Source organism: Limnohabitans sp. Jir61, assembly GCF_003063545.1.
Lineage (GTDB): Bacteria > Pseudomonadota > Gammaproteobacteria > Burkholderiales > Burkholderiaceae_C > Limnohabitans.
In genome coordinates, this window is sequence record NZ_NESD01000003.1 from 265133 (window position 1) to 278924 (window position 13792).

At 55.1% G+C, this 13792-nt stretch carries 14 protein-coding genes; 13 read left to right on the top strand and 1 reads right to left on the bottom strand.

Translation table 11 applies throughout. The features are described from left to right. Window positions 1–26 precede the first annotated feature (26 nt). Window positions 27–1715 carry a long-chain-fatty-acid--CoA ligase gene (locus tag B9Z35_RS11115; protein WP_108283758.1) on the top strand — a complete coding sequence of 563 codons (1689 nt, stop codon included), beginning with the start codon at window positions 27–29 and terminating at the stop codon, window positions 1713–1715. Beyond that, window positions 1712–2470, top strand: coding sequence for a 5'-methylthioadenosine/adenosylhomocysteine nucleosidase (locus tag B9Z35_RS11120; protein WP_108283759.1), 759 nt, complete (start codon window positions 1712–1714; stop codon window positions 2468–2470). Before B9Z35_RS11115 ends, B9Z35_RS11120 begins: the two co-directional genes overlap by 4 nt. Here B9Z35_RS11120 and corA read toward each other — a convergent pair whose 3' ends face one another. Beyond that, a complete protein-coding gene (gene corA, locus B9Z35_RS11125) occupies window positions 2471–3457 on the bottom strand; it encodes a magnesium/cobalt transporter CorA (protein ID WP_108283760.1) in 987 nt (328 codons plus the stop codon). 281 nt (window positions 3458–3738) lie between these two features. Here corA and hpf point away from each other — a divergent pair, with 281 nt between their 5' ends. The 11 genes from hpf to B9Z35_RS11180 all read left to right on the top strand — a co-directional run bounded on the left by hpf (window position 3739) and on the right by B9Z35_RS11180 (window position 13777). Then, on the top strand, window positions 3739–4068 hold the full coding sequence (gene hpf, locus B9Z35_RS11130) for a ribosome hibernation-promoting factor, HPF/YfiA family (protein WP_108283761.1): 330 nt from the start codon (window positions 3739–3741) through the stop codon (window positions 4066–4068). An 89-nt stretch (window positions 4069–4157) separates the two neighbouring features. After that, window positions 4158–4622 (top strand): PTS sugar transporter subunit IIA, encoded by a 465-nt coding sequence (locus tag B9Z35_RS11135; protein ID WP_108283762.1) that lies wholly within the window; start codon window positions 4158–4160, stop codon window positions 4620–4622. Further along, window positions 4619–5566 (top strand): HPr(Ser) kinase/phosphatase, encoded by a 948-nt coding sequence (hprK, locus tag B9Z35_RS11140; RefSeq protein WP_108283763.1) that lies wholly within the window; start codon window positions 4619–4621, stop codon window positions 5564–5566. Before B9Z35_RS11135 ends, hprK begins: the two co-directional genes overlap by 4 nt. A gap of 140 nt (window positions 5567–5706) precedes the next feature. Next, the gene (locus B9Z35_RS11145) at window positions 5707–6189 is read left to right on the top strand and encodes an outer membrane protein assembly factor BamE (protein WP_233246557.1); all 483 of its coding nucleotides are present in this window, start codon (window positions 5707–5709) and stop codon (window positions 6187–6189) included. 22 nt (window positions 6190–6211) lie between these two features. Next, window positions 6212–7030: a 4-hydroxy-tetrahydrodipicolinate reductase gene (gene dapB / locus B9Z35_RS11150; RefSeq protein ID WP_108283764.1), complete on the top strand. Its 819-nt coding sequence runs from the start codon at window positions 6212–6214 to the stop codon at window positions 7028–7030. A 5-nt stretch (window positions 7031–7035) separates the two neighbouring features. After that, window positions 7036–7662 (top strand): MotA/TolQ/ExbB proton channel family protein, encoded by a 627-nt coding sequence (locus B9Z35_RS11155; RefSeq protein WP_108283765.1) that lies wholly within the window; start codon window positions 7036–7038, stop codon window positions 7660–7662. Next, complete coding sequence (locus tag B9Z35_RS11160; protein ID WP_108283766.1) at window positions 7662–8114, top strand: biopolymer transporter ExbD; 453 nt, start codon at window positions 7662–7664, stop codon at window positions 8112–8114. Before B9Z35_RS11155 ends, B9Z35_RS11160 begins: the two co-directional genes overlap by 1 nt. 94 nt (window positions 8115–8208) lie before the next feature. Then, window positions 8209–10896 (top strand): leucine--tRNA ligase, encoded by a 2688-nt coding sequence (gene leuS / locus B9Z35_RS11165; RefSeq protein WP_108283767.1) that lies wholly within the window; start codon window positions 8209–8211, stop codon window positions 10894–10896. Between the two features lie 8 nt (window positions 10897–10904). Then, the gene (lptE, locus tag B9Z35_RS11170; protein ID WP_108283768.1) at window positions 10905–11411 is read left to right on the top strand and encodes an LPS assembly lipoprotein LptE; all 507 of its coding nucleotides are present in this window, start codon (window positions 10905–10907) and stop codon (window positions 11409–11411) included. Further along, complete coding sequence (holA, locus tag B9Z35_RS11175; protein ID WP_108283769.1) at window positions 11412–12482, top strand: DNA polymerase III subunit delta; 1071 nt, start codon at window positions 11412–11414, stop codon at window positions 12480–12482. A 14-nt stretch (window positions 12483–12496) separates the two neighbouring features. Further along, window positions 12497–13777 (top strand): glutamate-5-semialdehyde dehydrogenase, encoded by a 1281-nt coding sequence (locus B9Z35_RS11180; protein WP_108283770.1) that lies wholly within the window; start codon window positions 12497–12499, stop codon window positions 13775–13777. Window positions 13778–13792 lie beyond the last annotated feature (15 nt).

Sequence of the window (13792 nt, forward strand, 5' to 3'; positions counted from 1 at the left end):
CTCAAAAAACAGCAAAAGGCAATTGCATGAACTCTACACAAAAGCCTTGGCTTAGCTCCTACCCTGACGGCGTGCCTGCGGAAATCGATGCGCATGCCTACAGCTCGATCGTCGACTTGATGCAAGAAAGCTTTCGTCAATATGGCGAACGCACTGCATTTAGCTTTTTAGGTAAAGGCCTGAGTTACAAAGAGCTAGACCGTCTCAGTCAAGTTTTTGCCGCCTATTTGCAAAGTTTGGGGCTAGTGTTTGGTGACCGCGTGGCCATCATGTTGCCTAATGTGTTGCAGTACCCCATTGCCGTTGCGGCGGTTCTACGTGCTGGCTTTGTTGTGGTCAATATCAACCCGCTTTACACCCCACGCGAGCTTGAGGCACAGCTCAAAGATGCGGATGCGAAAGCCATTGTGATTCTTGAGAATTTTGGCGCTACCTTGCAAGAGTGTTTGGAGCGTACGCCTGTCAAACACATCGTGCTGTGTGCAATGGGCGACCGCTTGGGCTGGCTCAAAGGTACGCTGGTGAACCATGTGGTTCGCAAAGTTAAAAAAATGGTGCCCTCATTTGCGCTGCCAACGGCCGTGCGCTTCAACGACACGTTGACCCAAGGCGAACGTTGTACGCTTACCTTGCCAGAAATTCATGGTGATGATTTAGCCGTGCTGCAGTACACAGGCGGAACAACGGGTGTGGCCAAAGGCGCAGAGTTGTTGCATCGCAATTTGATAGCGAACATGCTGCAAGCGGCTGCGTGGTGCGAGCCTGCTCTCACGCGCATTCCTGGACATGAGCAGCCGATCTTTATTTGTCCATTGCCGCTGTATCACATCTTTGCTTTCAACTTGAACTTGATGTCATGCATGCGTATGGGTGGTTGTTCGGTGCTGATTCCTAATCCACGCGATATCCCAGCTGTTTGCAAAGAGTTGGCCAAGCATCGCTTCCACATCTTCCCGGCGGTGAACACCTTATTCAACGCATTGGCTAACCATCCAGACTTTGCCAAAGTGGATTGGTCGAACTTGGTGCTATCGCTCGGCGGCGGCACTGCTGTACAAGGCCCTGTGGCCAAGTTGTGGCTGGAGAAAACAGGCTGCCCCATTTGCGAAGCTTATGGTTTGTCGGAAACCAGCCCTGGCGCTAGCAGTAATCCAGTGACGAGCAAAGCCTTCAATGGCTCGATCGGTTTGCCATTGCCCAGTACGGAAATGAAGATCATCGACGACGACGGAAGCGAAGTGCCCATTGGTCAACCGGGTGAAATTGCCATACGCGGCCCTCAGGTGATGGCCGGCTACTGGCAACGCCCGGATGAGACAGCACGCGTGATGACTGTTGATGGCTTTTTCAAATCGGGCGATGTGGGTGTGATGGACGAGCGCGGTTTCTTTCGAATCGTGGATCGCAAAAAAGACATGATCTTGGTCAGTGGCTTCAACGTATACCCCAACGAGGTGGAAGAGGTTGTTGCAGGGATGCCTGGCGTGTTGGAGTGCGCGGTGATTGGCATTGCGGACGAGCATTCTGGCGAAGCCGTCAAATTGGTGATCGTCAAGAAGGATGAAAGCCTGACAGAAGAACAAGTGATGGAACACTGCCGCCACAACCTAACGGGCTACAAGCGCCCACGCGTGGTGGAGTTCCGAGACGAGCTGCCTAAAACCCCTGTGGGCAAAGTGCTGCGTCGAGAGCTGCGGGACCAAAAACCAGCATGAGCCGCATTGCGTTAGTCAGCGCCATGCACGAAGAGCTGGCGGCTGTGCTGGCACGGATGCCCGATGAACAAAAAACAGTGGTCGCAGGCCGCGAGTTTTGGGTGGGGCATTGGCATGGCCACGAGGTGGTGGCGGTGCTCTCGCGAATCGGCAAGGTCGCTGCCGCCACCACGACCACCGCTTTGATTGAACATTTTGGTGTGAGCCGCATCGTGTTCACAGGCGTGGCAGGTGGCTTAGCGCCGCACGTGAATGTGGGCGATGTGGTGGTGGCGCGTGAGTTCATTCAGCATGACATGGATGCCTCGCCTTTGTTTCCGCGTCACGAAGTGCCTTTGACGGGCATGACGCGCTTTCTTGCAGATTCTGCGCTGAGTGATGTCTTGGCTATCGTTGCACCTTTGGCCTTGAAAGACATGTTGACTGCATTGCCCCAATCGGAGTGGCTCAATTTAGATTTAGCTAATTCGCAAGTGCACCAAGGCTTGATCGCCAGCGGGGATCGCTTTGTGTCGCAAAACCTGGAAAGTCAAGCCTTGCAGCGTGAGCTGCCCGATGCGTTGGCGGTAGAGATGGAATGTGCCGCGATGGCGCAGGTCTGCCACGACTACGGCGTGCCCTTGGCTGCAGTGCGCACCATTTCAGACCGCGCCGATGACGCGGCGCATGTGGACTTTCCGCGTTTCATTCAAAGCATTGCCAGCCGTTACAGCGTGGCGGTACTTAACCGCCTGCTGGTTGCCTTGCCCATCTGATTACTTGAGCCAGCCGCGCTTGCGGAAATACCACATGGGGACCAAGGCGCTAGCAATCATCAAAGCTAGTGCGTAGGGGTAGCCCCAAGTCTTGTCTAGTTCGGGCATGAACTGGAAGTTCATGCCATAGATGCTGGCGATCAAGGTTGGTGGCAGCAAGGCAACGCTGGCCACCGAGAAGATCTTGATGATCTTGTTCTGGTTGATGTTGATGAAACCCACGGTCGCGTCCATCAAGAAGTTGATCTTGTCGAATAAGAAGGCCGTGTGGTTGTCGAGCGATTCAATGTCGCGCAAGATTTGGCGGGCTTCTTCAAACTGGTCGGCGTTGAGCATGCGCGAGCGCATCATGAAGCTCACAGCGCGGCGGGTGTCCATGACGTTGCGGCGGATGCGGCCGTTCAAGTCTTCCTGGCGGGCAATTGCGCCCAGCACTTCACCGGCCAGCACGTCGGTCACGTCTTCCGACAGCACCAGCTTGCCTGCTTTTTCCAGCTGGTCGTAAATGCCTTCTAGCGTGTCGGCTGAGTATTCGGCGTCTGCATCAAACAATTTGAGCAACACGTCTTTGTCGTCTTCAATCAAGCCAGGCGCACGACGCGCACGCATTCGCAGCAGGCGGAACACAGGGACGTCTTCATCGTGGATCGAAAACAAAACGCCACGGCTGCGCAGCGAAGCGTTGTTTTGGTTCAAGATGAACGCCACACGCACGGTACGGGGCTCGTCTTCGTCGGCAATCAAAAAGTCGCTACGGATGTGGAGTTCACCGTTGTCTTCTTCGTAAAAACGGGCGGATTCTTCGATGTCCTCGTCCATCGCGTCTTCAGGGATGGAGAGGCCGTAGTACTGTTTGATCCAGCGTTTTTCCTCAAGCGTGGGCGCTTCGAGGTCAACCCAGATGGGACGGAATTTAGAGAGTTCTTCCAGCGACTCGATCTCTTCTTGGAAGAGACGACCGTTGGCCAGCGTGAAGATATTGAGCATGGCAGTCCTTGCGTGTGGAGCGCAGAAATTCGAAGGGTAAAAAATGCAGCTTTCGAACTCGCGCGGCGCTTAAAGGGCCTGATGCGATCCGAAAGCTACCGACTAGGGTAGGTTTCCAAGGAGATGGCTCCGCTGTTGATGTGGATCAGATTATGGCACCGTAGTGGGGCTATCTAGGGGTTTTCCGTAGGGTGTTTTTGAACGGTTTTTGAGTTCTACCCATTGCCTTTTCCCAAGGCTGGGGGCATAGTGAAAGCGCTAACTCACCAATGGAGGTTTTTATGAACTTGACGATCAGTGGTCACCATCTTGAAGTAACTCCCGCCTTGCGCACTTATGTAGAAGGGAAGTTAGACCGCATTACCCGACATTTCGATCAAGTGGTGGACGTGAAGGTGCTGTTAAGCATTGAGAACCAAACCGAGAAAGAGCGTCGTCAAAAAGCTGAATGCAATATCCACGTGAAGGGCAACGACATGTTTGCAGAAAGCGCGCATGAAGACATGTATGCCGCGGTGGATGATTTGGTTGACAAACTTGACCGACAGGTGGTTAAACACAAGGACCGTTTGCAAAATCACCATCACGAGAGTCCAAAACGCTTGATGTGATCTTTGTAAACTTATCAAAACCGCCGCATTAAGGCGGTTTTGTCGTTTTAGACTCTGTTATTTTGTGAGTGCATAATCTGCGCTCAACCATGAATCGCCTAGCTTCCATTCTTCCTTCCGCACAAGTTCTTGTGCGTGTTGAGGTCACCAGCAAAAAGCGCGCTTTTGAAGAAGCGGGCTTGTTGTTTGAAGGCCTTCACGGCCTTAATCGCGCCTTGGTGGCCGAGAGCTTGTTTGCGCGTGAGCGTTTGGGCTCAACAGGTTTGGGCCATGGCGTGGCGATTCCTCATGGTCGCATCAAAGGCTTGAAGGCCCCGATGGCGGCTGTATTCCAATTGGACAAAGCCATCGGTTTTGATGCCCCAGACGAGCAGCCTGTGAGCTTGCTGATCTTTTTGTTGGTGCCAGAAGCGTCCACGCAAAAGCACCTCGAGATCTTGTCTGAGATTGCAGAACTCCTCAGTGATACTGGTTTGCGAGAAAAAATCAAAACCTGTGATGATGCATTGGAACTCCACCGCATCATCTCTACCTGGAATTCGGTGCAACCGTGAGGCCTTCCGTCATCAGCGCGGATGTGCTGTTTGAAGCATTTCGCACGCGACTGCGTTGGGAATGGATTGCGGGTCTAGGCGCTTCAGAGCGTCACTTTGACGAGGTGGCTGTACGCAGCGCCCGTTCTGGTGCTGACTTGGTGGGCTACCTTAATTACATCCACCCTTATCGCGTGCAGGTGCTAGGTGAACGCGAAGCCAACTACGTCAGCAAAGCATCACCTGAAGACAGCGCCCGTCGCATCGCACGTATCGTCACGTTAGAGCCGCCTATGTTGGTGTTGGCAGATGGCCAGCAGCCTTCAGAGGCTTTGATTTCGATGTGTGAGCGCGCACAAATTCCCTTATTTGCCACCAATGAATCAGCGGCATTTGTCATCGATTTATTGCGTGCCTATCTTTCCAAGCACTTCGCCGACCGCACCACCATGCACGGTGTGTTCATGGATATTTTGGGCTTGGGCGTGATGATCACCGGCGAGTCCGGCTTGGGTAAAAGCGAGCTGGGCTTGGAGCTGATTTCTCGTGGCAATGGCTTGGTGGCCGATGATGCGGTGGATTTGTACCGTATCAACCAAACCACCATTGAAGGGCGCTGCCCTGAGTTGCTGCAAAACTTGCTCGAAGTGCGTGGCATTGGATTGCTCGATATCCGAGCCATCTTTGGTGAAACCGCGGTGCGTCGCAAGATGCGTTTGAAGCTCATCGTGCACCTCGTACGCAAAGAGACGTTAGAGCGTGACTACGAGCGCTTGCCCCACGAGCCACTCACGCAAGATGTGTTGGGTGTGCCCGTGCGTAAGGTGGTGATCCAAGTGGTGGCTGGTCGCAACATTGCGGTGTTGGTGGAAGCTGCGGTGCGTAACTCGATTTTGCAGTTGCGTGGCGTGGATACTTATCAAGAATTTATTGCACGCCATCAACGTGCCATGTCCGGCAAATAACGTTACCCGTTAACGGCGCATCTAGCTGCGCCGTTAGAATGATCTTGTTATACGCCCTAGCGCCTCATTCGGCCTTTCACATCATGTTTGAATTCTGTCGAAACGCTTTCCCAACCTCCCGTCTTCAGCGCCATGGCCTTGTGTCTGCGGGCTTGGCTGCTTGCTTGGGGCTCAGTGCCTGTTCTGGTTTGATTTATCGCCCAGAAGTCGTGCAAGGCAACTTTGTGTCGCGTGAACAAGTTCAAGCGCTTCGCGTGGGCATGCCACGCCAAGCTGTGCGTGACATCTTGGGAACGCCCTTGGTCACCAGTTTGTTTCATGCTGATCGTTGGGATTACGCGTTCACCATTCGTCGCCAAGGGTCAGAACCACAGCAACGACGCTTTAGTGTGTTTTTTAAAAATGACATGCTCGATCGTGTGGAAGGTGACCCACTTCCAACAGAGGCAGAGTTCGCTGCGCGCTTAGATAGCCGCCGCCCACCCGCTAAATTGCCAGAACTCAAGGCGACTGAGGCGGACTTGGCAAAATTCCCCGCCAAACCTGCCTCAGCGGCAGGCGCAGTTCAGCCAGCGGCACCTGCTGGCCCTGTTACATACCCACCGCTCGAAGCGGTTCGTTGATTTTTGAAAGCGCCGAAACACCATGGCTCAATCTCCTGATATTTTGAAAGTTGCTATTGCTGGCGCCAGTGGCCGCATGGGTCACATGCTGATCGAAGCCGTTCGCAACGATCCCACTTGCCTATTGGCCGGTGCGTTGGACGTGCCGTCTAGCCCCGGCATTGGCAACGATGCCACCGGCTTTTTGGGGCAAGCCAGCGGCGTGAGCATCGAGGCTGATGTGCGCAAAGGCTTGCAAAACAGCCAAGTGCTGATTGATTTCACCCGCCCTGAAGGTACGCTGGCTCACTTGAAAATTTGCCGCGAGTTGGGCGTGAAGCTTGTCATTGGCACGACGGGTTTTACGGACGAGCAAAAAGCAGAAATCGCCGAAGCCGCCAAAGACATCGCCATCGTCATGGCCCCCAACATGAGCGTGGGTGTGAACGTGACCTTGAAGCTGTTGCAAATGGCTGCGCAAGCCATGCCCACAGGCTATGACATCGAAATCATCGAAGCGCACCACCGCCATAAGGTCGATGCGCCTTCGGGTACCGCCTTGAAAATGGGCGAAGTCATTGCCGACGCCATTGGCCGCGACCTCAAAGACTGCGCCGTGTATGAGCGCTATGGCCACACTGGCGAACGTGACCCATCGACAATTGGGTTCTCCACCATCCGTGGTGGCGATATTGTGGGTGACCACACTGTCTTGTTCGCGGGCATTGGCGAGCGCATCGAAATTACGCATAAGTCATCTAGCCGCGCCACTTATGCGCAAGGCAGCTTGCGTGCCGCCAGCTTTTTGGCAAGCAAGAAAAACGGTTTGTTCGACATGTTTGACGTGTTGAACCTGCGCTAATTTTTATGGACTTCTTCGCTGCAGCTTTGCAAGGTGACGCGCTGAGCGCAACATTGGCCTTTGGCTTGCTTGTTATGTCGGTGGCCAGCTGGACGGTGATTTTTTACAAAGCGTGGTTGCTGCATCGCGTGAGCACTGGTGTGGCGCAAGGTAAAGCTGCCTTTTGGCAGGCGCGTGATGTGCAGCAGGGTATTCAGGCGCTAGTTGCTGTTGAGCGCACGGCTGTTTTGCTGCCTCTGGCCCAAGCTAACCAACAACTGATGCCCGGCACCTTGGGTGCGCAAGGTGATGTGTCAGCCCAGCGAACTCGCGTATTGCGTGATGCTTTGCACGTGGTGCTGCACCGTTTGCAATCGGGCCAAGTGTTGTTGGCCACGGTGGGTTCCACCGCGCCGTTTGTGGGTTTGCTCGGTACCGTGTGGGGTATTTATCACGCATTGACTGGCATTGCCACCGCAGGTCAGCTCACGATCGAACGTGTCGCTGGCCCTGTGGGCGAGGCCTTGGTCATGACAGCTGCGGGCTTGGCTGTGGCCTTGCCAGCCGTGTTGGCGTTTAACGTGATGGGCCGCGTGATCAACCGCCTGGAGCAAGAGCTGGAAGGCTTTGCCCACGACCTGCGAGAGCTCTGATGGCTTTTGGACGTTTTGAGCGCACGCCGGGCCAAACGCCCATGAGCGACATCAACGTCACCCCATTGGTCGACGTGATGATGGTGTTGTTGGTCATCTTCATCATCACCGCGCCTTTGATGGTCAGCGCTTTGAAGCTGGATTTGCCCAAAACCGAAGGCGCACAGGCCAGCAGCGCGCCGCCGCGCTTTGTCAAACTCAGCATCGACGCCAAAGGCGTGGTGTATTTGGACGACAAAGCCACCTCGCTAGAAGACCTCAAACGCAGCCTGAATGCCCAAGCCTCCAAGGCGTTGGCCATGGACCATGGCGAATTGCCCGAAGTCCAGCTGCGTGCCGACGAGCGCGTGCCTTACGGTAAAGTGGTCGAAGTCATGGGCCTAGCCCAGCAAGCCGGCATGAACCGCATTGGCTTTGTGACCGAGCGCAAACAGCCCTCAGCCAAACCCTGATCTACTCCCAACCCAGCCTAAAATCTAGGTTTGATGCGCCTTGGCTGTTTAAGGCGCTGCTCCCCGCACAAGACGGGGTTCTCTGACTGATTCCATGCAAGACAAATACAACCACACCGAGGTCGAACGTGCCGTTCAGGCCGCTTGGACCCAAGCCGACGCTTACCGCGTGACCGAAGACGCGTCCAAGAAAAAGTTCTATGCCTGCTCCATGCTGCCTTACCCCAGCGGCAAGCTGCACATGGGCCACGTGCGCAACTACACCATCAACGACATGCTCACGCGCAACCTGCGCATGAAGGGCTACAACGTGTTGATGCCCATGGGCTGGGATGCCTTTGGTTTGCCCGCCGAAAACGCAGCATTGAAAAACGGTGTGCCACCTGCGAAGTGGACTTACGAAAACATCGCCTACATGAAGAAGCAAATGCAGGCGATGGGCTTGGCCATTGACTGGTCACGCGAAGTGGCCACCTGTGACTCGACCTACTACAAGTGGAACCAATGGTTGTTCTTGAAGATGCTTGAAAAAGGCATTGCCTACCGCAAGACCCAAGTGGTGAACTGGGACCCAGTCGACCAAACCGTGTTGGCCAACGAGCAAGTGATTGACGGCAAAGGCTGGCGCACAGGCGCACCGGTTGAGAAGCGTGAGATCCCTGGCTACTACCTCGACATCACCAGCTACGCACAAGAGTTGCTTGAGCATGTACAAATGGGCAACGACAAAGCCACGTTGAACGGCTGGCCTGACAAAGTGCGCTTGATGCAAGAAAACTGGATCGGCAAATCTGAGGGCGTGCGCTTTGCGTTCACCCACGACATTGCTGGTGCAGACGGCGCTTTGATTGGCGACGGCAAGATGTATGTGTTCACCACACGCGCCGACACCATCATGGGCGTCACATTCTGTGCAGTGGCTGCCGAGCATCCTCTGGCGCTGCATGCAGCGGCGACCAACCCTGCCATGGCTGCCTTCCTCGAAGAATGCAAAAGCGGCGGTACGACCGAAGCTGAGTTGGCCACGCAAGAGAAAAAGGGCATGCCCACGGGCTTGTTCGTCACGCACCCACTGACCGGCGCGAAGGTCGAAGTTTGGGTGGGCAACTACGTGCTCATGTCTTACGGCGATGGCGCGGTCATGGGCGTGCCTGCGCACGACGAGCGTGACTTTGCGTTTGCTTTGAAATACGACTTGCCGATCAAGCAAGTGGTGTCGGTCAAAGACCAAGCGTTCAACGACAAAGAATGGCAAGAGTGGTACGGCGATAAGCAAAGCTGTGCGTGCATCAACTCTGGCGAGCTCGATGCTCTGAGCCAAAAAGCTGCTGTCAATAAAGTAGCCGAGTTGCTCGCTGCCAAAGGCTTAGGTGAGAAGAAAACTACATGGCGTTTGCGCGACTGGGGTATTAGCCGTCAGCGCTACTGGGGCACGCCGATCCCAATCATTCACTGCGACGAACACGGCGCGGTGCCAGTGCCCGAAAAAGATTTGCCCGTGGTGCTGCCGCAAGACTGCATCCCCGATGGCTCTGGTAACCCCTTGCACAAGCACGAAGGTTTCCATGCGGGTGTGACCTGCCCCGTGTGCGGCAAGCCTGCACGCCGCGAGACCGACACGATGGACACCTTTGTGGACTCGTCGTGGTACTTCATGCGCTATTGCGACCCAACCAACATCAATGCGATGGTGGCCGAGGGCGCGCAGTACTGGGCGCCGATGGACCAATACATTGGCGGCATTGAGCATGCCATCCTGCACTTGCTTTACGCGCGCTTCTGGACCAAAGTCATGCGTGACATGGGTTTGGTCAAAGTGGACGAGCCGTTCACCAAGTTGCTCACACAGGGCATGGTGCTCAATCACATCTACTCACGCCGCACCGCCAAAGGTGGCAAAGATTATTTCTGGCCACACGATGTCGAACACGTGCTCGACGATGCAGGCAAAGTGGTGGGCGCTAAGCTCAAGAACGAAGCCGACAGCAGCGACGGCAAACTGCCTGTGGGCACCGCCATCGACTACGAAGGCGTGGGCACCATGTCGAAGTCGAAGAATAACGGTGTGGATCCGCAAGACTTGATCGAGCGCTACGGCGCAGATACCGCGCGTCTGTACACCATGTTCACTGCACCGCCCGAAGCCACGCTGGAGTGGAACGATGCGGCGGTGGAAGGCAGCTATCGCTTCTTGCGCCGCGTGTGGAACTTCGCGCACAAGCACGAAGCCACCCTCAAAGCCGCCACCGCTGGCAATTTGAGCGCCGCCAAGCCACGCAAAGAGGCTGCCGATTTGCGCCGCGAAATGCACGTGGTTTTGAAGCAAGTCAGCTACGACTACGACCGCATGCAATACAACACCGTGGTGTCGGGCTGCATGAAGTTGCTCAATGCCTTGGAAGATTTCAAGGCCGATGGCAGCGATGGCGATAACGCTGTGCTGTGCGAAGGCGTGTCTGTTTTGCTGCGCATGCTCTACCCCGCGTGCCCACACATCACGGCCAACTTGTGGGCTGAGCTGGGCTACGCAGCACGCTTGGGCGGCTTGCTCGATACTGCGTGGCCTGAAGTGGACGAGAGCGCTTTGCAGCGAGATGAGTTGGAGCTGATGCTCCAAATCAACGGCAAGCTGCGTGGTTCTGTTTTGGTCAGCGCCACCGCGAGCAAAGAACAAATTGAGCAAGCGGCTTTGGCCACGGAAGCCTTCATCAAGCAAGCCAATGGTGCTGCGCCTAAGAAGGTCATCGTTGTGCCTGGCCGCTTGGTCAACATCGTTGTTTAAAGGTTGATATGCAAAGCACACGCCGCGCCTGGTTGATGTCCACTGCCCTTGTTGCAGGGCTGGTAGGGTGTGGTTTCGAGCTGCGTAAGCCTCCGCGCTACGCGTTCAGCACGTTGTTCAGTAGTATTCCGATCGTGTCCCCGTTTGGCATTAAGCTAAAACGCAGCTTGGAATCTTCGGGCCAAGTGGAAGTCATCACCGATCCGCGTCAAATTGAGCGAGCCGAAGTCATTTTTGACCAGCTGTTTGAGCTGCGTGAAAAAATCATTGTGGGCCGTACCTCGACAGGCGCTATTCGCGAATACCAATTACGGCTGCGTTATCGTTTTCGTGTGCGGTCTAAAAGCGGAATTGAGTTGATTCCAGATACTGAAATTACTTTAAATCGAGACATCAACTTCAACGAAACTGGTGCGCTTTCCAAAGAGTCGGAAGAGGGTTTGCTCTACAAAGATATGGAAAACGACTTGGTGTTGCAAATTCAACGCCGCTTGGCCGCGATTCGCCAGATCTAAATGCAAGTCGCTAGCGCTCAATTTGCCAACCATTTGCAAGCACAGGCGAGCAAGGGTCTGCGCAGCCTTTACACCTTCCATGGCGATGAGCCGCTTTTGCAGCAAGAGGCGTTAGACGCGTTGCGTAACACCGCACGCGCCCAAGGCTATACCGAGCGGAGTGTGTACACCGTGGCAGGTGCTCATTTCGATTGGGGTGAGGTGCTAGCCGCGGGTGGTTCGATGAGCTTGTTTGCCGACAAGCAGCTGATTGAAATTCGCATTCCCTCAGGTAAGCCTGGCAAAGAGGGCAGCACCGCCTTGCAGCAAATTGCAGAGTTAGCGGTTGGCAACGACAGCACACTCACAGTCGTGCTGTTGCCTCGCTTAGACAAAGCAACAAAAAGCTCAGCATGGTTCTGCGCCCTAGAGAACAATGGCATCAGCGTACAGATTGACCCGATTGAACGTCATGCACTGCCCACATGGATTGCGCAACGTTTGGGTGCACAGCAACAACGCGTGGCCGCTGGCGAAGCGGGTCAGCACACCTTGCAGTTTTTCGCCGAGCGTGTGGAAGGTAACTTGCTCGCTGCACACCAAGAAATTCAAAAGCTCGCGCTTTTGTATCCAGAAGGCGAGCTGAGCTTTGAGCAAGTGGAGCGTGCCGTGTTGAACGTGGCGCGTTATGACGTGTTCAAACTCTCAGAGGCTGTCCTCAGTGGCCAGCCTCTACGCGTGCAGCGCATGCTTGATGGTTTGAAAGCCGAAGGCGAAGCAGAGGTGTTGGTGCATTACACACTGGCCGAAGAAATCCGCGCCTTGAAGCGCGTCAAAGACGCTGTGGCTTCCGGCAAAGCTTTGCCCATGGCATTGCGCGAACAGCGCATTTGGGGCCCGCGCGAGCGTTTGTTTGAACGCGTGCTACCACGCTTGAGTGTGGGCATGCTTGAAAAATTGTTGCAGTCGGCCCATCAGGTCGACGGCATTGTCAAAGGTTTGAAAACGCCAGAATGGCCTGCCGACAACTGGCAGGCCCTGCACCGTTTGGCCATGCGTTTGTGCCGCGCTTGTATGCCGCGCAACGCTTAATTAGGAAAATACACATGACGACTCTCAACGTTGCCGATCACATGCACGCGCTGGGCGCGCAAGCCAAAGCTGCGTCTGCGCAAATGGCCAAAGCTTCGGCGGCAGTCAAAAGTACCGCGCTGCGCAAGCTCGCTGCACTGCTGCGCGAGAACATCGATGCCTTGCAAATCGACAATGCCAAAGACATTGAGCGTGCCATCGCTGCTGGTTTGGATGCCCCGATGGTGGATCGCTTAAAGCTCACACCCAAAGTGTTACAAACCTGCGCCGAGGGATGCGAGCAACTCGCGACGATGCCCGATGTGATTGGTGAAATCATTGGCATGAAGCAGCAACCCAGCGGCATTCGCGTGGGTCAAATGCGTGTGCCCCTAGGCGTATTCGGCATGATTTTCGAAAGCCGCCCCAACGTGACGATCGAAGCCGCGTCTTTGTCCATCAAGAGCGGCAACGCCTGCATCCTGCGTGGCGGCTCAGAAGCGATTAACTCCAACAAAGCCTTGGCCAAGTTGGTGCAACAAGCATTAAACGAAAGTGGTTTGCCCACCGATGCGGTACAGCTTGTGCAAACCACTGACCGTGAAGCCGTGGGCCACCTCATTGCCATGCCCGAGTTTGTGGATGTCATCATTCCGCGCGGCGGCAAGGGTTTGATCGAGCGCATCAGCCGCGACGCCAAAGTGCCCGTCATCAAACATTTGGATGGCAACTGCCACACCTATGTGGATGACCCTTGCGACATCGACATGGCCGTCACCGTGGCCGACAACGCAAAGACGCAAAAGTACACCCCATGCAACGCCAGCGAAAGCTTGTTGGTAGCTCGCGGCGTGGCCGCAGAATTTTTGCCAAAGATTGGCGCGATCTATGCCGCCAAAGGCGTAGAGATGCGTTGCTGTCCAGTGGCCAAAGCCATCCTCACGCAAGTCAAAGGTGCCAACCTCAAAGACGCGACCGAGCAAGATTGGTTTGAGGAATACCTCGGCCCCATCATCAGTGTCAAAGTGGTGGACGGATTGGATGCGGCGATTGCCCACATCAACCATTATTCGAGTCACCACACCGAATCCATCCTCACCCGCGACCACATGCATGCCCAGCGGTTCATGCGCGAGGTAGATTCATCCAGCGTGATGGTCAATGCCAGCACCCGCTTTGCAGATGGTTTTGAATACGGTTTGGGTGCCGAAATAGGCATTTCCACCGACAAATTCCATGCGCGTGGCCCCGTGGGCATCGAAGGCCTCACGTCACTGAAATATGTGGTGCTGGGCCAAGGCGAAATTCGCGTTTAAACCACACTTTTTAGA